This window comes from Paraburkholderia haematera, from assembly GCF_905220975.1.
GTDB classification, from domain to species: Bacteria; Pseudomonadota; Gammaproteobacteria; order Burkholderiales; family Burkholderiaceae; genus Paraburkholderia; species Paraburkholderia haematera.
This window is the reverse complement of the sequence record NZ_CAJNBK010000035.1, coordinates 23,147-42,372: the sequence shown is the minus strand read 5'-3', so window position 1 is coordinate 42,372 and position 19,226 is coordinate 23,147. Positions and strand designations below refer to the sequence as shown.

At 61.7% G+C, this 19,226-nt stretch carries 20 protein-coding genes; 2 read left to right on the top strand and 18 right to left on the bottom strand.

Annotation, left to right across the window (positions count from 1 at the left end):
- Nucleotides 1–102: 102 nt before the first annotated feature.
- Together KHO23_RS32155 and KHO23_RS32150 are read left to right on the top strand one after the other, a co-directional pair.
- Entirely contained in the window at nucleotides 103–309 is a 207-nt protein-coding gene (locus KHO23_RS32155) for a CsbD family protein (RefSeq protein ID WP_211616747.1), read from the top strand.
- Nucleotides 310–588: 279 nt separating this feature from the next.
- Nucleotides 589–1,971 (top strand): sigma-54-dependent transcriptional regulator, encoded by a 1,383-nt coding sequence (locus KHO23_RS32150; protein WP_211616738.1) that lies wholly within the window; start codon nucleotides 589–591, stop codon nucleotides 1,969–1,971.
- A gap of 102 nt (nucleotides 1,972–2,073) precedes the next feature.
- Here KHO23_RS32150 and nagZ read toward each other — a convergent pair whose 3' ends face one another.
- From nagZ to fabD, 18 genes are all read right to left on the bottom strand, one after another.
- A complete protein-coding gene (gene nagZ / locus KHO23_RS32145) occupies nucleotides 2,074–3,102 on the bottom strand; it encodes a beta-N-acetylhexosaminidase (RefSeq protein WP_211616736.1) in 1,029 nt (342 codons plus the stop codon).
- A 68-nt stretch (nucleotides 3,103–3,170) separates the two neighbouring features.
- Complete coding sequence (gene acpS, locus KHO23_RS32140) at nucleotides 3,171–3,614, bottom strand: holo-ACP synthase (RefSeq protein ID WP_211616735.1); 444 nt, start codon at nucleotides 3,612–3,614, stop codon at nucleotides 3,171–3,173.
- Nucleotides 3,615–3,630: 16 nt separating this feature from the next.
- Nucleotides 3,631–4,395, bottom strand: coding sequence for a pyridoxine 5'-phosphate synthase (pdxJ, locus tag KHO23_RS32135; RefSeq protein WP_211616733.1), 765 nt, complete (start codon nucleotides 4,393–4,395; stop codon nucleotides 3,631–3,633).
- Nucleotides 4,392–5,372 carry a DNA repair protein RecO gene (gene recO, locus KHO23_RS32130; protein ID WP_211616731.1) on the bottom strand — a complete coding sequence of 327 codons (981 nt, stop codon included), beginning with the start codon at nucleotides 5,370–5,372 and terminating at the stop codon, nucleotides 4,392–4,394. Before recO ends, pdxJ begins: the two co-directional genes overlap by 4 nt.
- Complete coding sequence (era, locus tag KHO23_RS32125; protein ID WP_211616729.1) at nucleotides 5,359–6,258, bottom strand: GTPase Era; 900 nt, start codon at nucleotides 6,256–6,258, stop codon at nucleotides 5,359–5,361. The genes recO and era overlap by 14 nt, the downstream gene beginning before the upstream one ends.
- Before the next feature lie 55 nt (nucleotides 6,259–6,313).
- Entirely contained in the window at nucleotides 6,314–7,594 is a 1,281-nt protein-coding gene (gene rnc, locus KHO23_RS32120; protein WP_211616726.1) for a ribonuclease III, read from the bottom strand.
- Nucleotides 7,595–7,769: 175 nt separating this feature from the next.
- Complete coding sequence (gene lepB, locus KHO23_RS32115; RefSeq protein WP_211616724.1) at nucleotides 7,770–8,663, bottom strand: signal peptidase I; 894 nt, start codon at nucleotides 8,661–8,663, stop codon at nucleotides 7,770–7,772.
- 18 nt (nucleotides 8,664–8,681) lie between these two features.
- On the bottom strand, nucleotides 8,682–10,475 hold the full coding sequence (gene lepA / locus KHO23_RS32110; protein ID WP_211616722.1) for a translation elongation factor 4: 1,794 nt from the start codon (nucleotides 10,473–10,475) through the stop codon (nucleotides 8,682–8,684).
- A 215-nt stretch (nucleotides 10,476–10,690) separates the two neighbouring features.
- Complete coding sequence (locus KHO23_RS32105; protein ID WP_211616721.1) at nucleotides 10,691–10,981, bottom strand: glutaredoxin family protein; 291 nt, start codon at nucleotides 10,979–10,981, stop codon at nucleotides 10,691–10,693.
- On the bottom strand, nucleotides 10,978–12,510 hold the full coding sequence (locus KHO23_RS32100) for a DegQ family serine endoprotease (protein WP_211616719.1): 1,533 nt from the start codon (nucleotides 12,508–12,510) through the stop codon (nucleotides 10,978–10,980). Before KHO23_RS32100 ends, KHO23_RS32105 begins: the two co-directional genes overlap by 4 nt.
- Nucleotides 12,511–12,547: 37 nt before the next feature.
- A complete protein-coding gene (locus KHO23_RS32095) occupies nucleotides 12,548–13,591 on the bottom strand; it encodes a MucB/RseB C-terminal domain-containing protein (protein ID WP_120290413.1) in 1,044 nt (347 codons plus the stop codon).
- Nucleotides 13,592–13,595: 4 nt separating this feature from the next.
- Complete coding sequence (locus KHO23_RS32090; protein ID WP_211616717.1) at nucleotides 13,596–14,222, bottom strand: sigma-E factor negative regulatory protein; 627 nt, start codon at nucleotides 14,220–14,222, stop codon at nucleotides 13,596–13,598.
- Nucleotides 14,223–14,303: 81 nt separating this feature from the next.
- Entirely contained in the window at nucleotides 14,304–14,903 is a 600-nt protein-coding gene (gene rpoE / locus KHO23_RS32085; RefSeq protein ID WP_006051939.1) for an RNA polymerase sigma factor RpoE, read from the bottom strand.
- A gap of 101 nt (nucleotides 14,904–15,004) precedes the next feature.
- On the bottom strand, nucleotides 15,005–15,490 hold the full coding sequence (locus tag KHO23_RS32080; RefSeq protein ID WP_328822016.1) for a hypothetical protein: 486 nt from the start codon (nucleotides 15,488–15,490) through the stop codon (nucleotides 15,005–15,007).
- Between the two features lie 7 nt (nucleotides 15,491–15,497).
- Nucleotides 15,498–16,736: a beta-ketoacyl-ACP synthase II gene (gene fabF, locus KHO23_RS32075; RefSeq protein ID WP_172173055.1), complete on the bottom strand. Its 1,239-nt coding sequence runs from the start codon at nucleotides 16,734–16,736 to the stop codon at nucleotides 15,498–15,500.
- Between the two features lie 329 nt (nucleotides 16,737–17,065).
- Nucleotides 17,066–17,305: an acyl carrier protein gene (gene acpP, locus KHO23_RS32070; protein ID WP_004197638.1), complete on the bottom strand. Its 240-nt coding sequence runs from the start codon at nucleotides 17,303–17,305 to the stop codon at nucleotides 17,066–17,068.
- Between the two features lie 151 nt (nucleotides 17,306–17,456).
- Complete coding sequence (gene fabG / locus KHO23_RS32065) at nucleotides 17,457–18,206, bottom strand: 3-oxoacyl-ACP reductase FabG (RefSeq protein WP_211616715.1); 750 nt, start codon at nucleotides 18,204–18,206, stop codon at nucleotides 17,457–17,459.
- A gap of 66 nt (nucleotides 18,207–18,272) precedes the next feature.
- Nucleotides 18,273–19,208 carry an ACP S-malonyltransferase gene (gene fabD / locus KHO23_RS32060; RefSeq protein ID WP_211616713.1) on the bottom strand — a complete coding sequence of 312 codons (936 nt, stop codon included), beginning with the start codon at nucleotides 19,206–19,208 and terminating at the stop codon, nucleotides 18,273–18,275.
- Between the last annotated feature and the right edge of the window lie 18 nt (nucleotides 19,209–19,226).

Below are 19,226 nucleotides of genomic sequence, written 5' to 3'. Positions count from 1 at the left end.
GACAAACCCCTGATAAGATTAAATAATTGGCTTTGGCACAATTCATGCTTCTCTCCAATACAGGCCGGTAAGGTTTAATTTCCTCGACTCCGGAGATGCGACATAAATCACGACATCGCTGAAGGCAGGTGGAAGCAAATGCTCGGCAAGGCTAAAGCAGCCTGGGGCGAGTTGACTGATGACGACCTGACCAAGGCAGAAGGCCGCGTCGAGAAACTGACCGGGCTGATCCAGGAGCGCTACGGTAAAACCCGCCAGCAAGCGGAACTTGAAGTAAGACGTTTTTTCGACAGCAACCGGGATTTCTGACCAGTCGAATGAAAGAAATACAGGTGTCCGCCCGCGCGTCACATCGCGTCGGCGCTGGCACCCACTGAAAAGCAAAGGACCTAGAACTACATGAGTCGAATCGCCCCTGCGCCGCGCCCACGCCCATTGGCCCGCGGCTATTCCGCCGCCGTGGAAGGCGCTGCCCGCACGGTGCGGCATTCGACCGACAGTACCGGCCAGCCATCGCGCCCATGTCGCGCGCCAAAGTACCGGCGCGGCGCATTGGGTATTCCGTCCATCTAAAAAATAGCGCTCGCCATGCCACATGCCCTGATTGTTGAAGACGATCCCAATAGCCTGTCAGGCCTGTCCGCCATCCTCGCCGCCGACGGCTTCTCCGTCGACACCGCGACCACCATCGCCGAGGCCCGGGCAGCGCTGACGCGCTTCATCCCCGATGTCGTGCTGGTCGACCTGAATCTCCCGGACGGCAGCGGGCTCGATGTATTGCAGCACCTGCCCGCGCACCCACCCGGCGGTGCTTTGCCCGTGATCGTGATGACCGGCAACGCGACGGTCGAGAGTGCGATCGAGGGTCTGCGGCACGGCATCTGGGACTACCTGCTCAAGCCGGTCAATATCCCGCGTTTGCGCAGCCTGCTCGCCCGGATTCCGCGTCCGTACGAGCTGACCGAAGAAGTCCAGACGCTGCGCGCGTCACTGCGCCAGCTTGGCCGTTTCGGCTCGTTACTGGGCCGCAGCGGTGCGGTCCAGCACGTGTACGACACGATCGAACATATCGCGCCAACCGAAGCTGCCGTGCTGATTTCCGGCGAAACCGGCACCGGCAAGCAGATTGCCGCACGGACTCTGCACGACATGAGCCGGCGCCGCAAAGGACCGTTTGTCGCATTCGATTGCCGGACCGCAGGCAGCGTCGCGATGCATCGCACGCTCGACAGCCTGCTGTTCGGCCACGAGCGCGGCGCGTTCAGCGGTGCAGAGCAGCGCGAGCCGGGACTGTTCGAGCAGGCCAGTGGCGGCACGCTGTTCATCGACGAAATCTCTGAACTGCCGCGTGCCCAGCAGGAAGCGCTGCTGCGCGCGCTCGATTCGCAGACCTTCATGCGGGTCGGCGGCACGAATCAGGTCGCGACCGACTTCCGGCTGATCGCTTCGATACGCAGAAACCCACGCGCGGCGGTCGCCGAGGGCAGCCTGCACGAAGACCTCGCACTGCGTCTCGAAGCGGCCGCGATAACACTGCCGCCGTTGCGCGAGCGCGGCGACGATCCGGCGCTGATCGCGCAAGCCGTCGTCGATGAACTGAATCACGAAGCGATCGCGCGCGGCACGTCGGAAGCGGCCAAGCAGGTCGGCCCGAACTTCTTGCGCGAGTGTCTTTCGTACGAGTGGCCGGGCAATGTCCGCGAGTTACAGGATCGCGTACGCCGCGCGTATCACGCGTCGGGCGACGTGCTGGAGTCACTGCGCGCCGATGAAACGGGCTCGGCGAACGGGCGCGATCTGAACGGCAGCCGCGTGCAGGTCACTGTGGGCACACCACTCGCGGACGTCGAGGAAATGCTGATCCGCGCGACGCTCGATGCAGTCGGCGGCACGCGTCATCGCGCGGCATCGTTGCTGGGGATCAGTCCGAAGACGCTGTACAACAAGCTGCAACGGATGCGGTTGAACTGACCGGGTGAGGCCAGGCTTGAATAGAAAACGGCGCCTTAAAAAGGCGCCGTTTTTTTGCTCGATGCAAACGCTTGAGCCACTGACCGGCTGTCTACCATTTGCTCACGCGAACGCGCTGCGCAACAAGGCCTGTGCTTGCAAATACTGCGGCTCGGCGACCAGCTTGCTCCACTTGAGCGCCTTGCCGCGCGGCCGCATGCGCCTAAGCCGCTGCTGCGATTCCTTCGACGGCGTGAAGCGCAGCGCGTCCAGTACCTTCTCCGCTTCTTCGGGCTGATTGCAGATCAGCACCATGTCGCAACCGGCCTCGAGCGCGGCGCTCGCGCCTTCCGTCAGCGTGCCGCCCTGACGCGCGGCTTCCATCGAGAGATCGTCGCTAAAGACCGCGCCCTCGAAGCGCAATTTTTTCCGCAGGATGTCCTGCAGCCAGACACGCGAAAAGCCCGCGGGCTTCGAGTCAACTTGCGGATAGACGACATGTGCGGGCAGCGCAGCCCCGAGCGACACACCGAGCCAGTCGTACGGCGCCACGTCCTCGCGCAGGATCTCGTCCAGGGTTCGGTCGTCGACGGGCATGGCGACGTGCGAGTCCGCGTGCGCGAAGCCGTGCCCTGGAAAATGCTTGCCGCAATTGCTCATGCCGGCCAATGCGAGGCCGTGATTGAGGCTCTTCGCCAACAAGGCCACGACGCGCGGGTCGCGATGGAACGAGCGGTCGCCGATCACCTGCGACTGACCGTAATTCAGATCGAGCACCGGCGTAAAACTCATATCGATGCCGCACGCACGCAATTCGGCCGCAAGGATATAGCCGACCGCGGTCGTCACCTTGGTGGCGTGCAGCACGTCGCTGTCCCACAGCGTGCCGAGCTTGCCCATCGCCGGCAGCGCCGTGAAACCATCGGCGCGAAAGCGCTGCACGCGGCCGCCTTCGTGGTCGACGGCAATCAGCAGATCGTCGCGGATCGCGCGGATCGAATCGGTCAGCGCGATCAATTGCGCGCGGCTCTCGTAATGGCGCGCGAACAGGATCACGCCGCCGGTCATCGGATGGGCAAGGCGGCGTTTATCGTCGTCATTCAGCGTTGTGCCGACCACGTCGAGCATTACCGGTCCGGGAGTGAGTTTCATCGAATTCCGCTAGAAAAAAGCCTGAGGCAAAGAGAGACACGGCCGGCGTGCGCCGTGTTGAAAATTTTTTACTCGTCGCTGGCGGGTGCGTGCGGGGAGTCCGGCCCTCGCGCCACCTCGCCTGTTTCGGCAATCACGAACGACACGGCGTAATCGCGTTCGTCGCTGATCGTCACGCGCGCGGTGATGCCGCGCGCGTCGAGCCATTCGGCCAGCTCGCCCGATGCCACCACCATCGGCTCGCCGCTCGGCTTGTTGAGCGTTTGCAGCGCGCGCCAGGTCATCGGCCAGTGCATGCCGAGGCCGATCGCTTTCGAGAATGCTTCTTTGGCCGAGAACCGCGTGGCGAGAAATGCGAGACCGCGTGCCGCCGAACGCGCGTGGCGCGCGTGATAGACGCGCAATTCGTCCGGGCCGAGCACCTTCTCGGCGAAGCGGCCATTGGTGCGTGTCATCACCGCGGCCACGCGGCTGACCTGAACGATGTCCGTACCGATGCCATAGATCGTCATGTTCAGCGCCGCGATGTTACGCGCTTGCGCCGAGACGAGCGGCGACCATAATCGCCTTCATCTCGCGCACCGCGTTGTCCCAGCCGGCGAAGATCGCATGCGCGACGATCGCGTGGCCGATATTCAGCTCGACGATGCCTTCAATCGCGGCAATCTGCTGAACGTTGGTGTAGTGCAGGCCGTGACCCGCGTTGACCTTGATGCCGAGCGTTGCGCCGAACTCGACGGCACGCACCACGCGCTCATATTCGCGCTGCTGCTCGACGGGATCGTGTGCTTCGGCATAGCGGCCCGTGTGCAATTCGATCACCGGCGCGCCCGCTTCGTGCGCGGCGCGGATTTGCGTTTCGTCCGGATCGATGAAGAGCGACACGCGCGAATTCACGTCGGCGAGTTGCTTGCAGGCGGCGCGCACGGCTTCGAACTGGCCGGCGACGTCGAGGCCGCCTTCAGTCGTCAGTTCCTGACGCTTTTCCGGCACGAGGCAAACGTCGTGCGGCTGCACTTCACAGGCGATGTCGAGCATCTCCTGCGTGACCGCGCATTCCAGATTCATGCGCGTTTTCAACAGTGGCCGCAGCTTGCGCACGTCGGCATCGACGATATGGCGGCGGTCTTCGCGCAGATGCAGCGTGATCACATCGGCGCCGGCCTCCTCCGCCATCAACGCGGCACGGATCGGATCAGGGTAAGACGTGCCGCGCGCGTTGCGCAGCGTGGCGACGTGATCGATGTTCACGCCCAGGTCAATCACATTCGGCGACGTAAGAAAGAAGCTCATAAGTTCTGCAAGTCGATCAGTATCTGGCGCGTCGCGAGCGGCGTGCCGCCAAGGTAAGTGTTGAGCAGAAAGCGCATTAGCGTTTTGCTTTGCGCCACGGTCTGCGCCCGATGGTAATCGTCCTTTTCCATATCGAGCAAGGTCTGTCCGGCGATCACCGGCCATTGTGCTGGCAAATCGTCGGATGCTTCGCGCACGCCGCGCTCCGGGTCGAACACGTAGCGGCCTTCGGCCTGCACCGCTTTGCGTGCGACCGTGCGATCGAGCGCCATCGCATAACCGGTTTCTCGCAGCAGCACTCGTTCGAACGAGCGTAGCACCTGCACGGGCGGCTCGTCATGCGCGAGACGCGTCATCGTGACCACGTAGTGATGGAACAGTTGCGGATGCGGGTCTTCGCGCGCACAGAATTTAACCAGCAGTTCGTTGACGTAGAAACCGCAGAGCAGCGCGTCGCCCGCCAAAGGCAACATGCCGCCGACCCATTCGGCGCCGGTCAGCGTGCGCACTTCGGATTTACCGGACCATGACAACGCAAGCGGCTGGAAAGTCTGAAGCACGCCGCGCAAAGCGGAGTGCGGACGTTTCGCGCCTTTTGCGACGAGCGCGAGACGGCCATGATCGCGCGACAGCACGTCGATGATCAGACTGGTCTCACGGTACGGATAGCTATGCAGGACAAAAGCGGGTTGCTCCGCGATCCGGTAATCGGAAGCGGAAGTGCGCGGCGCGCGGCGCGCGGGCGCTTTACGCGGCTCGCCTTCGGCGCCAGGAGCACCGCTTTGAGCACCGCTTTGAGCACCGCTTTGAGCACCGCTTTGAGTACCGCTTTGAGTACCCTGAGCACTTCTGGCGCTCGATGAAGTTTTTTTGGTACTGCGCGCGGGTTTGGACGGCTCGCGCGCCGGCGCTGCCGGCGCCGAGTCGTCCGGGTCAGCGTCGGAATTCAGCGTCATCCACGCGTCATTCGTACCCATACGCGCGGAGTCCGGCTTCGTTGTCAGCCCAGCCGCTCTTCACCTTGATGAAGGTTTCCAGATACACCGGGCCGTCGAACAGCTTTTCCATATCAAGGCGCGCTTCCGTGCTGATCTGCTTCAGCTTGGCGCCCTTCTGGCCGATGATCATCGCTTTCTGCGTATCGCGCTCCACCATGATGGTGGCGAAAATGCGGCGCAGACGCCCTTCGGTTTCGAACTTGTCGATCAGTACGGTGCTCGTGTACGGCAGTTCGTCGCCGGTCCAGCGAAACACTTTTTCGCGCAGGATTTCGGCGGCAAGAAAACGCTCGCTGCGATCGGTTAGATCGTCTTCGCCGTAGATCGGCGCGCCTTCCGGCAGGAACGGCTTGACCGTCGCCATCAAACGCGTGATGTCGTCCGGATTCTTCGCCGACAGCGGCACGATCTCGTTGAACTGGCGCAACGCGGCCACCTGCTGCATGAACGGGAACAGCGAGTCCTTGTCCGTCACGCGATCGAGCTTGTTAGCAATCAGCAGGGTGGGCGCAGACGGCGGGATCAGATCGAGCACCTTCTGGTCGTCCGGGCCGAAACGGCCGGCTTCGATCACGAACAGGATGGCGTCGACCGAACTCAGCGTGGACGTAACCGCGCGGTTGAGCGAGCGATTCAGCGCGCCGCTGTGCTTGGTCTGGAAACCCGGCGTGTCGACGAAGATGTACTGCGCGTCTTCAAGCGTATGAATGCCGGTGATGCGGTGGCGCGTGGTCTGCGCCTTGCGCGACGTGATGCTGACTTTCTGGCCGACCAGCGCGTTCATCAGCGTGGATTTGCCGACGTTCGGGCGGCCGACGATCGCGACCATGCCGCAGCGAAAACCAGTGGGAGTGGGAGCGTTCATATTCGGGCTACGGCAAGTTCAGGTCGGCACGCGGGGAATGGCGCGCCGATGGCAATCAATGGCCCGCATCGGCGACGCGGGATTGCACCGCGTCGGCTACGCCGGGTTCGTGTTCGATAGGTGCAGGCACGCCGGGCGTGGGCACGGCTGCGCCGGGTGTGGTTTCCCGACTGCGATGTTTGTCGGCGATGCGAACGGTGGCGGCTTCCGATTTGGTGTCGGCGGGCTTTGATTCCGCAGGTTTTGCTTCTGCGGACTTCGAGCCTTCGGATCTGACTTCGGCGGATCTGGCGTCCAGCTTTTCGGCTGGCTTGTCTGTCGCTGCTTTGTCAGCCGACTTGTCACTCGCGTGGACGGCGGCCTTCTCGGCTCTTTCGGTCTTATCCGCACGCTCCGATTTGTCCTGTCCGCTGTATTCCACGTGCGCGGCGCGAATCACAGCCAACGGCGCGGACGTCGCGGTCAGGGTCGGCCGCTCGGCTGCGGACTCCGCCACCGGCGCGGTGCGTGTCTCGCTTCGCCCGGTCCCGCGCTCGCTCTTGCGATCCGGGCTGCGCAAATCGAGCGCAGCCTGTACACCCGTCACACCGGGCACGATCTCCTGCTCGGCATTCTTCGCTGCACGGGCGCCTTTCGAGCGCTTGGGCTTGGCAACCACGGCCGGTGCGGCAGCCATTACCTCGTCGAGCGCCTTCTTGGCCGCGGCCTGCTCGGCAGCACGACGGCTCGCGCCGGAACCGGACACTTTGACGTCCAACTTCGGCACCGTGCATTCGACTTCAAATTGCTGATTGTGCGCCGCACCATGAGTCGCAACGACGGTATACGTAGGCAACGCGATCTTGTGACCCTGCAGATATTCCTGCAGCAGCGTCTTGGCGTCTTTGCCAAGCGTGCGCGGGTCGATGTGATCGAGGATCGGCACGTAGAGGCGCTTGATGACCGTTTGGGCGGCATCGAATCCGCCGTCGAGGAACACCGCGCCCAGCACGGCTTCCAGCGTGTCAGCAAGGATCGACGGGCGGCGGAAGCCACCGCTGCGCAGCTCGCCTTCGCCGAGACGCAGGCCCTCGGAGATATTGAGGGCCTGAGCGATTTCGTAAAGTGACTGCTGTTTGACCAGATTGGCGCGGACGCGCGACAGGTCGCCTTCGTCCAGTTTGCCGAAACGTTGGAACAAAAGCGCAGCCACCGCGCAATTTAGAACGGAGTCGCCGAGAAACTCGAGCCGTTCGTTGTGCGTGGCACTATGACTGCGGTGCGTTAAAGCCTGGCGCAACAATTCCGCATTGCGAAATTCGTAGCGCAGACGGCTTTCCAACGGAGATAGGGGCATGGGCAGAGTATAACGCGGGCGCCTGCCCCGGCGAAAACGCGGGACGGCCTGCGGAAAAAGCGTGGTGAAGCGACGTTACCGCGGATTCTTAAAGTAGCGTGATAACACGCCGCGACTGGTGTGGCCTAAGTGTGGGCCACCTGCGCGGCGTGTCGTGCAATCAAGGCATGCGTGCTCAGTGGAATGAGCCGATGCGTTTCAGATCGCTGAAGTTCATCCAGATGAAAAATGCTCGGCCGACGACATTCTTATCCGGCGCAAAACCCCAGTAGCGGCTATCGGCGCTGTTATCGCGGTTGTCGCCCATCATGAAGTAATTGCCCGGCGGCACTTTGCAGATCACGCCGCGTGCGTTGTACGTGCAGTTATCGCGATACGGATAATCTTCCGCGCCGACGATGAACGGCGGCACGGCCGGGTTATTCAGAATCGCGTTCTTGCGGCCGCCGAGATCTTCTTCGAATTGCTTCGCGTAGCCGAGGCGTTCTTCGTCGAGATAGTCAGGCAGCGCCGTTTCCGGCACCGGTTTGCCGTTGATCGTCAGTTGCTTGTCTTGATAAGCAACGGTGTCGCCCGGCAGGCCGATTACGCGCTTGATGTAGTCGACGGATTCGTCCTTCGGGTAGCGGAACACCACCACGTCGCCACGCTCGAGCGGACGGCCCTCGGTGATCTTCGTGTTGGTGATCGGTAAACGGATGCCGTAGTCGAATTTGTTGACGAGGATGAAATCGCCCACCAGCAGCGTCGGCACCATCGAACCCGACGGAATCTTGAACGGCTCGACCACGAACGAGCGCACCACAAACACCACCAGAATCACCGGGAAAAAGCTCGCCGAATACTCAAGCCACCACGGTTGACGCAACTTGTCGTCACGCAGACGCGCGCGTGTTTGCGCCGCGTTTTCGTCGGCAAAACGCTCACCGACGCGTGCCTGCTGGCGGTCGAACTCAGCGACCACGGCGTCCGCTGCGCGGCGCCGTTGCGGCATGAAAACCAGTTTGTCTGCAACCCATGCGACGCCCGTCAAAATGACGAGCACAAAAAGAATCAGCGCAAAATTCATAGGGTTCCGTTGTTCGTCTTATTTGTCTTCGACACGCAGAATCGCGAGGAAAGCCTCTTGCGGAATCTCGACCGATCCCACCTGCTTCATTCGCTTCTTGCCTGCCTTTTGTTTCTCGAGCAGTTTCTTCTTACGGCTAATATCGCCGCCGTAGCATTTTGCCAGCACGTTCTTACGCAACGCTTTAATGTTCTCGCGCGCAATAATGTTCGCGCCGATGGTGGCCTGAATCGCTACGTCGTACATCTGACGCGGAATCAGTTCGCGCATCTTCGCCGCCACTTCGCGGCCGCGATACTGGCTTTGCGAACGGTGCACGATCACCGACAACGCATCCACCTTGTCGCCGTTGATCAGCATGTCGACCTTCACCACATCAGCCGCGCGATATTCCTTGAACTCGTAATCCATCGACGCATAGCCACGCGAAATCGACTTCAGACGATCGAAGAAATCGAGCACGACTTCGCCCATCGGAATTTCATAGGTCAACTGCACCTGACGGCCGTGGTATTGCATGTTGATCTGATTGCCGCGTTTCGTCGTACACAGCGTGATCACCGCGCCGACGTAGTCTTGCGGCATGTACAGATTCACGGTGACGATCGGCTCGCGCACTTCTTCGATCTTCGACGGCTCCGGCATCTTGGCCGGATTTTCGACCATGAGGATCGTGCCGTCGCGTTGCAGAACTTCGTACACCACGGTCGGCGCCGTGGTGATCAGGTCCATGTCGAACTCGCGCTCGAGACGTTCCTGCACGATTTCCATGTGCAGCAAACCAAGGAAGCCGCAACGGAAACCGAAACCAAGCGCCTGCGAGACTTCCGGCTCGTACATCAACGAGGCGTCGTTCAGCTTCAGCTTTTCCAGCGAATCACGCAGCGCGTCGTACTGGTTCGCTTCGACCGGATAGAGACCGGCGAACACCTGCGGCTTCACTTCCTTGAAGCCCGGCAGCGGCTCGGCAGCAGGACGATTCACCAGCGTGACGGTGTCGCCCACCTTCGCGGCGGCCAATTCCTTGATGCCGGCGATGATGAAGCCCACCTGGCCCGCGGACAACGATTCGAGATTCTTCGACTTCGGCGTGAAGACGCCGATATGCTCGACCGGATACTGCGCACCGGTCGCCATCATGCGGATCTTGTCTTTCGGACGCAGTGTGCCGTTGACGATACGCACAAGCATCACGACGCCGACATAGTTGTCGAACCACGAGTCGATGATCAGCGCCTGCAGTGGCGCTTCCGTATCGCCCTTGGGCGGCGGCACTTTGGCGATCAGCGCTTCAAGCACGTCCTCGACGCCAAGACCGGTCTTCGCGCTGCAATGCGTAGCGTCGGTGGCGTCGATGCCGATCACGTCTTCGATTTCCGCGATTGCGTTCTCGGGATTCGCGGCCGGCAGGTCGATCTTGTTGAGCACCGGAATGACGTCGACGCCAAGCTCGATCGCCGTGTAGCAGTTGGCGACGGTTTGCGCTTCCACGCCCTGGCTTGCGTCGACGACCAGCAACGCGCCTTCGCATGCGGACAGCGAGCGGCTGACTTCGTACGAGAAGTCGACGTGGCCCGGCGTGTCGATCATGTTCAGGTTGTAGATCTGCCCGTCACGGGCCTTATACGTCAGTGCGGCGGTTTGTGCCTTGATGGTAATACCGCGCTCGCGCTCGAGATCCATCGAGTCGAGCACTTGAGATTCCATCTCGCGGTCGGACAGGCCACCGCAGATCTGGATGATGCGATCGGCGAGCGTCGACTTGCCATGGTCGATGTGCGCAATGATCGAGAAGTTACGAATATGATCCATTCAGTACCGATCAAGCGAAAAAGGCGCGCTCGGACAATAGCGGAGCACGCCTTGTAAGTAGGTGAAAAACCTATCTATTTTAGCCGAAAAGGCTATCGCCCGGCGCATCTTGCGAGGCTCGGGCGGAAAAGACGGCTCATGAGAAGCGTGAAACGGGGCGTGAACGGCGCATGCTCGCGCCTGGTGTGCCTGGTGTGGGTTCCGGTGTTGTGCCCTTAGCTCGACCCTGAATACGTGGATGGCGAATGCGCCGCCACATAGCGTGCAGCGAGCGCGGCACGAACTCGCGCAGCGTCAAGGTGATAGTGACACAACTCAACGCCGTCGCAGACCAGAACCGGCACCCGTTCGTTGTAACGGTTTTCCAGCACGGGATCGGTGTCGATGTCGATCTCTACGACTTGCGCGCCGAATTCGACCAGCAAAGGCTCGAGTGCGGCACGCATGTCGTCGCACAAATGGCACCACGCGCGCCCGTAGAGCGTGAGCGGCGCCACCGTCTTCATTTCGGCGCGCTGCGCGGGCGAATCGGCACGAACTGCGTGTTCTCGCCACGACGAACTAACAGCGCGACCATCTTCTGCGGGTCGAGGTGCGCGCTCAGGTCGTCGAACTGCTTCGCGCTTGTGATATCCGTATCGCCCACACGCAGGACAATGTCACCCTTTTGCAGCCCGACCCGCACAGCCGGGCCGTCTACCGCGTCGATCTGCACACCGTTGTGCAGTTTCAGCGTCTTCAGTTGATCAGGAGGAATATCGCTAACGGCGAGACCCAGCACGTTCGTCGCGCGTTGCTTCGGCACCGGCGGCTTCTTCTGATCCGCCTTGGCGGCCTTGTCCGGCTGCATCTCGGCAATCGTGATCGGCAGATCGCGCGTCTGGCCCTTGCGCCAGATCGTGACAGTCGACTTGGTGCCCGGCTTCGTATCGCCGACCATGCGCGGCAAATCTGTTGCCGTGTCGACCGAATGGCCGTTGAACTTCAGAATGATGTCGCCAGGCTGCACGCCCGCCTTGTCCGCCGGACCACCCGGTTCAACGCTGCTGACCAGCGCGCCCTGCGCCTTCGGCAGTCCGAGCGAATCGGCCACGTCTTTCGTCACTTCGCCAATCGCCACCGCGATCCGGCCGCGCACGACTTTACCCGAGGTTTTCAACTGCTCGGCTACGCGCATCGCCTCGTCGATCGGAATCGCGAACGAGATGCCCATGAAGCCGCCAGTACGGCTGTAAATCTGCGAATTGATGCCGATCACTTCGCCCTGCATATTGATCAGCGGACCGCCTGAATTACCCGGATTGACGGCCACGTCGGTCTGGATGAAAGGCAGATAATCGCCCGTGTCGCGCCCTTTGGCGCTGACGATGCCGGCCGTCACCGTGTTCTCGAGACCGAACGGCGAACCGATCGCAACCACCCACTCGCCCACCCGCACCTTGTTCGAATCGCCGATCGTAATGGTCGGCAAATTGGCAGCGCTAATCTTCACGACGGCAACATCGGTCCGATCGTCCACACCGATCAGTTTGGCCTTGAACTCGCGCTTGTCGGTGAGGGTAACGTAAATGGTATCCGCGTCGTCAATGACGTGCGCGTTGGTCATCACATAGCCGTCCGCCGACAGAATGAAGCCTGAGCCGACGCCGCTGTTCTGTTCGGGATCGCTGTTATCCGGCGTGTCCTGGCTACCGCCACTACCACCGCTACCACCGCTACCGCTCCCACCGTTATCGCCGCCGCGCGGGGAACCCGGCGATTGCGGCGACTGTGGCAACGGAATGCCAAAGAAGCGGCGGAAAAACTCAGACATGTCGCCGTCGTCCATGCCCGGCGGCAATCCACCACGGGCACCGCTGTTCGACACGCGTGTGGTTGTGCGGATGTTGACGACTGCTGGGCCGACCTTGTCGACGAGGTCAGTGAAGTCGGGCAGATTGGCTGCGGGAGCCGCCGACGCCGTGTGCGGCATGAGCGGCAAACACGCCACCACCACCGCGGCCGCGAGGAATTTGCGCACCGAGAAAGTCGTCATATCGTAGCAAGCCGAGGGATTCGAGTGATTCGGAAGATTACTTCGGAGCTTTATATTCTATGGCAGACGCAAATTGCTGCAATGTGGTCTGGGGCACTTCACCAAGCAGAGTAATCCAGAAGTCGCCGCGACGCTTGACCAGCACGTGTGTGGCGCCGCTGCTCCCCGCGCCTTCCTTGCGAGTATTGTTCTCGACCGGTTCGACAAACACCGAAATGGCCGCAAGGCCGTCGGAGAATACGGCCTGATCGACAGGAATGGTCGGCTGCCCCGCGTCACGCGCGGCCATGGGACGGCGCAGCTCACGAATCTTGCGGAAGCCCGGCACGGTCGGCGTGATCTGCCAGCCTTGCGCAGCCATATCGACCGGCTCGACCGGCGGCCGCACGACGGTCCAACCTGTCGTATTACGAATGCCGTTGACGATAGCGGTCTTGTCGACCGGCACGCCGATGCGAATCTGCGAAAACGACAATTGCTCGAGCACCTGACCGTTCGGATCAAGCGTCTGCGCACGCAGCAGCAGGCCGGTCTTCTTGTCGGCCCACAGCTTGTAAGCGAAACGGTATGCGTCTTTCGGGTCGAGTTCGATCACCTGACTGTCGATACCTGCGACACGGTCGTCGCCGAGCAGCTTCGGCTCGTATACAGACAGCACCTGCTCGCCGCTTACGGCCAGCAGCGCAGGGAACGAATCTTTGTTCTGGCGCTTCTCGACCACGCACAGATGCCGCTCAGGCACGAACGTGTAGAGATCTTCGTTGTGGCGAAGCATTTTGCGCGGCTTGCCGTCGAGGCTTTCGAGTTGCTCGAATTCGCCGTCAGTGCGGGTCGCATAGTGCGCGATCCGCGATGTCTGAACGAAATTGCCGCGCTGATAGACGAACGCGCCCTCGTAGTTCTGCTGCTGGGCGGCCTGATGAATTCGATCGAGCAGTTCCGCGGCCGTGCGACGGGCGACGAGCGGATCGTCGGTTTGTGCAAAGACCCGCGGTGTAGCGGACAACAATACGGCTGCGCAAATCAGAAATGCCGGCAGCCGCCCCCAGATAGTCGTTTTATTCAACCGCGGAGTCTGCATCAAACTATTGGCCTTGCGTAGAAACTGCGGCAGCGCGAATCAGCGGCATCGAGCCCGGCATGACCGGTTGTTGCGCGAATTGCTGGTGAGCTTCCAGATACTGATCGAGACTTGCGTCACGAATGATGTTGGCGTCCTGCGAGACCGGCTGGAGCGTGGCGGCCGGCACCGATGCCATGGCCACACGTTGCAGCGAGTCACCATGCGACTGGATCGACGCGACTTGCGCCACACCCGGGCCGCCCGGCACGCCTTGCAGTTGCGGCACGACGATCCACGTCAGTGTGGCAGCGGCAGCGGCCACAGCAAAGGCCGGCACAACGCGACGGCGTAACGCCAGCAAACGGCGTGCAACCGGCATGGCGGCAGGCGCAAGCACATGCGGCTCGTTGTCGAAACGTGCCCCAAAACCGCTCAGGAACGCGCTGCTCGCCGCCGGGCTGACCGCCAGATCGTCAGAACGCAGGGCGTCGCCGATCAGGTGATAGCACGACCAGGCGGCACGATCTTCGCCGTCCAGTTCGGAAACAAACGTGTTCAGATGCTCTTCGCCGAACAACTCACCGTCGACAAAAGCGGACAGACGCTCGCCGCGCGAGCTGGCTTGCGATTGCATCGAGACCGACCCCATGATGCTCCCCATCTTACAAATACCCCGTAGTGACACCACTAATCCAGATATTGCACCCGTGCCCCGCCCGGCAGCCAGTGATTACCAGCGCTTGCCTTCAGGTGTGTCAAGCAACGGACGCAATTTTGCCGCAATGGCTTCGCGAGCGCGAAAAATTCGTGATCTGACTGTGCCAATTGGGCAACCCATCATCTCAGCGATTTCTTCGTAGCTCAAACCTTCAATTTCACGAAGAGTAATGGCGGTGCGCAACTCTTCCGGTAAAACCGCCATCGCAGCATTGACCGTCTCAGCGATCTGCTTGCTCATCAACATCGACTCAGGCGTGTTGATATCCCTTAGTTGGTCGGCGTCCGAGAAAGTTTCAGCTTCTTCAGCATCTGCTTCGGTCGAAGTCGGTGCGCGCCGCCCCTGGGTCGCAAGGTAGTTCTTTGCCGTATTGACCGCAATCCGGTACAACCACGTATAAAAGGCCGATTCCCCGCGAAACTGCGGCAACGCCCGGTACGCCTTGATAAAGGCATCCTGGGCGACGTCTTCCACTTCGGCCGGGTCTCGCACGAGGCGGGAGATCAGCCGGAGAATCTTACGGTGGTATTTGGAGACCAGAAGCTCGAACGCGGCCTTGTCGCCCTTCTGGACGCGCTCGACCAGCACCTGATCAATTTCTTTTTCGCTCACCTGATAAATCCGTTAACTATAGGGCGCAAGGCGGGGGACCATTGTAGCGTCCCCATCATCGTGGCACGTTACTCCGGTAACAGCGGTTACAGTCGTTACAGTCACGCGCCGGCGCCACGCCGGCCCAGCACGGCGAGCTCCCGGAAGACGGGCGCTGAAAGCGCATCAGCGGCAAGAAGGAGCGTGCGGGGGCGCCCATGGTCCGGCACGAGCGCCAGAATGAGCAAGCGACCGCTCCATTGCGAACAGCCCGCAATGCGGCCCTGTGTCAGCAAACCGCCGGCCCGGTTCCAGGCAGACAGTCCGTCCGGGCCGATTTTCAGCGCGACGGGCTGTGCGAGCTGATGTTTTACCGCACAGAGCGTCAGCAGCGCCCACACGGCAAGCGTCAACGGAGCCGCTTGAGAGGCGCCCAGATGCGACGCGAAACACGTATAAGCGGCCCACGTCGCAATCAGCACAAACACCCCCAAAGCGGCGCACATGGCGGCGGAGTGCCGCAACGTAATCCGTTGCGACGCTCCGCCGGGCGTTGCCGATTCGAGGGAAACCGCCGGGCAAGCCGGCGTTTTCGACTGACGTGTCACCAAACGATCAGGCGCGCTTGAAGACCAGCGTGCCGTTCGTGCCGCCGAACCCGAACGAGTTCTTCAGCGCGACGTCGATTTTCATCTCCCGCGCGGTGTTGGCGCAGTAATCGAGATCGCAGGCCGGATCCTGATTGAAGATGTTGATCGTCGGCGGCGACACCTGATGATGCACAGCCAGCACGGTGAACACCGATTCCAGACCGCCGGCGCCGCCCAACAGGTGACCTGTCATCGACTTGGTCGAATTCACGACCATGTCTTTGGCGTGGTCGCCGAAAGCGCGTTTGATGCCGGTGGTTTCAGCCAGGTCGCCGAGCGGCGTGGACGTGCCGTGCGCGTTCAGGTAGTTCACCTGATCCGAATTGATACCCGCGTTCTTCATCGCGGCCAGCATGCAGCGGCGTGCGCCGTCACCGTCTTCCAGCGGTGCGGTCATGTGATAGGCGTCGCCGCTCATCCCATAGCCGCTGACTTCGGCGTAAATCTTCGCGCCGCGTGCCTTCGCGTGTTCGTACTCTTCGAGCACCATCACGCCGGCACCCTCGCCCAGCACGAAACCGTCGCGGTCTTTGTCCCACGGACGGCTCGCCGTTGCCGGATCGTCGTTGCGTTGCGACAGCGCACGCGCCGCCGCAAAGCCGCCGACACCGAGCGGCGACACGGTCGATTCCGCACCGCCGGCGATCATCACGTCGGCGTCGCCGTATTCGATCAGGCGCGAAGCCTCGCCGATACAGTGCAGACCCGTGGTACACGCGGTCACGATCGCCAGATTCGGACCCTTGATGCCGAACTTGATCGACAGATGGCCCGAGATCATGTTGATGATCGAGGCGGGCACGAAGAACGGCGAAATACGGCGCGGACCGCGATTCAGCAATTCGGTCTGCGTGTTTTCGATCATCGGCAAGCCGCCGATGCCCGAACCGACCACGACGCCGATGCGCTCCGAATTCTCGTCGGTGACTTCGAGGCCGCTGTCCTGCATCGCCTGGATGCCGGCTGCGACGCCGTAATGGATGAACGTATCCATGTGGCGCGCTTCCTTACCGGGGATGTAGTCCTCGATATTGAAGCCCTTCACCTCGCCGGCGAAACGAGTCGAAAAGTTCGAGGCGTCGAACTTCGTGATATTGGCAATACCCGACTTGCCGGCGACCAGATTGGCCCAGCCGTCGGCAACATTATTGCCAACAGGCGAAATCAGCCCCAGGCCTGTAACAACAACACGACGGCGGCTCACGGTAACCCCTTTTTCATAGATGACAAAAGCACAAAAGCCACAGCGGCCACAGGAACTTGCCCTGTGTGCCCTGTGGCTGTTAGCCGCCCCCACCCCTGGCGCTTCGCACCAGGTCCCCCCGAGGGGGGCAATCCCCCAAGGGGACTTCCTTCGGGGCGGAAAACGCGGGGCGGCCCAGCGTTTTCTTGAAAGTCGGCAATCGCGCGGAAACTTGCGCTATCAACATCGCTGGCTCCTGCACGGCAAAAAGCGCCAGCCCTGCTGGCGTCGGAAACCGACACGGCAGGGCGTCATACGCCGCCAACGCAGAAACGCAGGCGCGAATGACTTTAGGCCTTGACGTTCGCGCGAGCGTAGTCGATCGCTTGCTGAACGGTAGTGATCTTCTCGGCTTCTTCATCCGGAATTTCCATGCCGAATTCGTCTTCGAGGGCCATCACGAGTTCAACGGTGTCGAGCGAGTCGGCGCCGAGGTCGTTCACGAACGAAGCTTCGTTCTTGATCTCAGCTTCTGCAACGCCCAGTTGTTCTGCGACGATCTTCTTGACGCGCTGTTCGATATTGTCCATTACCCCTCCAAGGGAAAAGAAGTTCAAAAATACAGGTGCGCGCATTTTATCAGGTTTGACCCGGCAAAAAAGCGGCGCATCGGGTTCCTGTCAAGGCATGCGCCTTACGCTTTTGCAAACGCGTCAAGGCGCGGATAGTAACCGAATTTGGTTACGACATGTACATTCCGCCGTTCACATGCAGTGTCGTGCCGGTGATATACCCCGCTTGCGGCGACGCGAGGAACGCCACGGCGTGCGCGATATCGTCCGGGCTGCCAAGGCGGCCGAGCGGAATCTGCGCCTTCAGTGCGGTTTGCTGCTCTTCCGGCAGGGTCTTGGTCATGTCGGTATCGATGAAGCCCGGCGCGACGCAATTCACGGTGATACCGCGGCTGCCGATCTCGCGTGCCAGTGCGCGCGTCATGCCTGCCACGCCCGCTTTCGCGGCTGCGTAGTTGATCTGCCCCGGGTTGCCGGCCGAGCCGACCACCGACGTGATGTTGATGATACGGCCGCCCTTCGCCTTCATCATCGGACGCAACACCGCGCGCGACAGACGGAAGACCGACTTGAGATTGGTGTCGATCACCGCGTCCCAGTCGTCGTCCTTCATGCGCATCGCGAGCTGGTCCTGCGTGATGCCGGCGTTGTTGACCAGCACGTGCAGCGCGCCGAATTCCTTCACCGTGCCGTCGATCAGCGCTTCGGCTGCGGCGGCGTCGTTCACATTGAGCACCGCGCCGCGACCGTTCACGCCAGCCGCGTTAAAGGCTTCGCTGATCGCCGCCGCGCCGCTTTCGCTGGTTGCCGTGCCGATCACCGTCGCGCCCTGGCGCGCCAGTTCCATCGCGATAGCACGGCCGATGCCGCGCGACGCGCCCGTCACGATTGCGATTTGCTTGTCGAGAGTCTTTTCCATCTGTCAGTCCGGATGCCCTTTCGGAGGGCCGATTGATTCTTGGTATCGAGCTTGTACCCGCGGCGTTCAGCCCGCCGTCACCAGCTTGAGCGTTTCTTCGAGCGAAGCCGGATCGAATACCGAGGCGCCTGCCAGACTGCCGTCGATGCGCTTTGTCAGGCCCGCGAGGACCTTGCCGGGACCGCATTCGATCACATGCGTGACGCCTTGCGCCGCCATCGCCTGCACGCTTTCGACCCAGCGCACTGGACCTGCTGCCTGACGCACCAGCGCGTCCTTGATCTTCGCCGGCTCGCTGACCACCGCGACGTCCACGTTGTTGATCACCGGGATCGACGGCACCTGCACGTCGACGCCGGCCAGATACTCGCGCAATTGATCCGACGCGGGCTTCAGCAGCGACGAGTGGAACGGCGCCGATACCGGCAGCGGCAACGCTCGCTTTGCGCCCTTCGCCTTCGCGACTTCGCAAGCCTTTTCGACTGCGGCCTTGTGACCGGCGATCACGACTTGCGCCGGCGCGTTGAAATTCACCGCCTCGACGACACCCGCGACCGACGCTTCGGCGCAAACCGCGCGCACCGTGTCGTCATCGAGGCCGAGAATCGCGGCCATGCCGCCAACGCCGACCGGCACGGCCGTTTGCATGGCTTGTGCGCGAAAACGCACGAGCGGCACAGCATCGCGAAACGCGATCGCGCCCGCCGCGACCAGTGCGGTGTATTCACCGAGGCTATGACCGGCGACGATGGCCGGTTTCGGACCGCCCGCCTGCAGCCACGCGCGGTAAATCGCATACGCGGCGGTCAGCATGACCGGCTGGGTATTGGTGGTGAGGTTCAGATCTTCGGCGGGGCCTTCGGCGATCAGCTTGCCGAGGTCCTGATTGAGCGCGTCGGACGCTTCCTGAACCGTCTCACGCACGATCGCATGATCGGCGAATGCGTTGAGCATGCCGACCGACTGCGAACCTTGCCCAGGAAAAACGAACGCAAATTTCATATCGTCCCCAAAATCGAT

What these genes read in the sequence shown, in the direction of transcription:
- KHO23_RS32150 (WP_211616738.1), top strand. Translation starts at nt 589, where the DNA reads ATGCCACATGCCCTGATTGTTGAAGACGATCCCAATAGCCTGTCAGGC.
- nagZ (WP_211616736.1), bottom strand. Translation starts at nt 3,102, where the DNA reads ATGAAACTCACTCCCGGACCGGTAATGCTCGACGTGGTCGGCACAACG.
- acpS (WP_211616735.1), bottom strand. Translation starts at nt 3,614, where the DNA reads ATGACGATCTATGGCATCGGTACGGACATCGTTCAGGTCAGCCGCGTG.
- pdxJ (WP_211616733.1), bottom strand. Translation starts at nt 4,395, where the DNA reads ATGAGCTTCTTTCTTACGTCGCCGAATGTGATTGACCTGGGCGTGAAC.
- recO (WP_211616731.1), bottom strand. Translation starts at nt 5,372, where the DNA reads ATGGGTACGAATGACGCGTGGATGACGCTGAATTCCGACGCTGACCCG.
- era (WP_211616729.1), bottom strand. Translation starts at nt 6,258, where the DNA reads ATGAACGCTCCCACTCCCACTGGTTTTCGCTGCGGCATGGTCGCGATC.
- rnc (WP_211616726.1), bottom strand. Translation starts at nt 7,594, where the DNA reads ATGCCCCTATCTCCGTTGGAAAGCCGTCTGCGCTACGAATTTCGCAAT.
- lepB (WP_211616724.1), bottom strand. Translation starts at nt 8,663, where the DNA reads ATGAATTTTGCGCTGATTCTTTTTGTGCTCGTCATTTTGACGGGCGTC.
- lepA (WP_211616722.1), bottom strand. Translation starts at nt 10,475, where the DNA reads ATGGATCATATTCGTAACTTCTCGATCATTGCGCACATCGACCATGGC.
- KHO23_RS32105 (WP_211616721.1), bottom strand. Translation starts at nt 10,981, where the DNA reads ATGAAGACGGTGGCGCCGCTCACGCTCTACGGGCGCGCGTGGTGCCAT.
- KHO23_RS32100 (WP_211616719.1), bottom strand. Translation starts at nt 12,510, where the DNA reads ATGACGACTTTCTCGGTGCGCAAATTCCTCGCGGCCGCGGTGGTGGTG.
- KHO23_RS32095 (WP_120290413.1), bottom strand. Translation starts at nt 13,591, where the DNA reads ATGCAGACTCCGCGGTTGAATAAAACGACTATCTGGGGGCGGCTGCCG.
- KHO23_RS32090 (WP_211616717.1), bottom strand. Translation starts at nt 14,222, where the DNA reads ATGGGGTCGGTCTCGATGCAATCGCAAGCCAGCTCGCGCGGCGAGCGT.
- acpP (WP_004197638.1), bottom strand. Translation starts at nt 17,305, where the DNA reads ATGGACAATATCGAACAGCGCGTCAAGAAGATCGTCGCAGAACAACTG.
- fabG (WP_211616715.1), bottom strand. Translation starts at nt 18,206, where the DNA reads ATGGAAAAGACTCTCGACAAGCAAATCGCAATCGTGACGGGCGCGTCG.
- fabD (WP_211616713.1), bottom strand. Translation starts at nt 19,208, where the DNA reads ATGAAATTTGCGTTCGTTTTTCCTGGGCAAGGTTCGCAGTCGGTCGGC.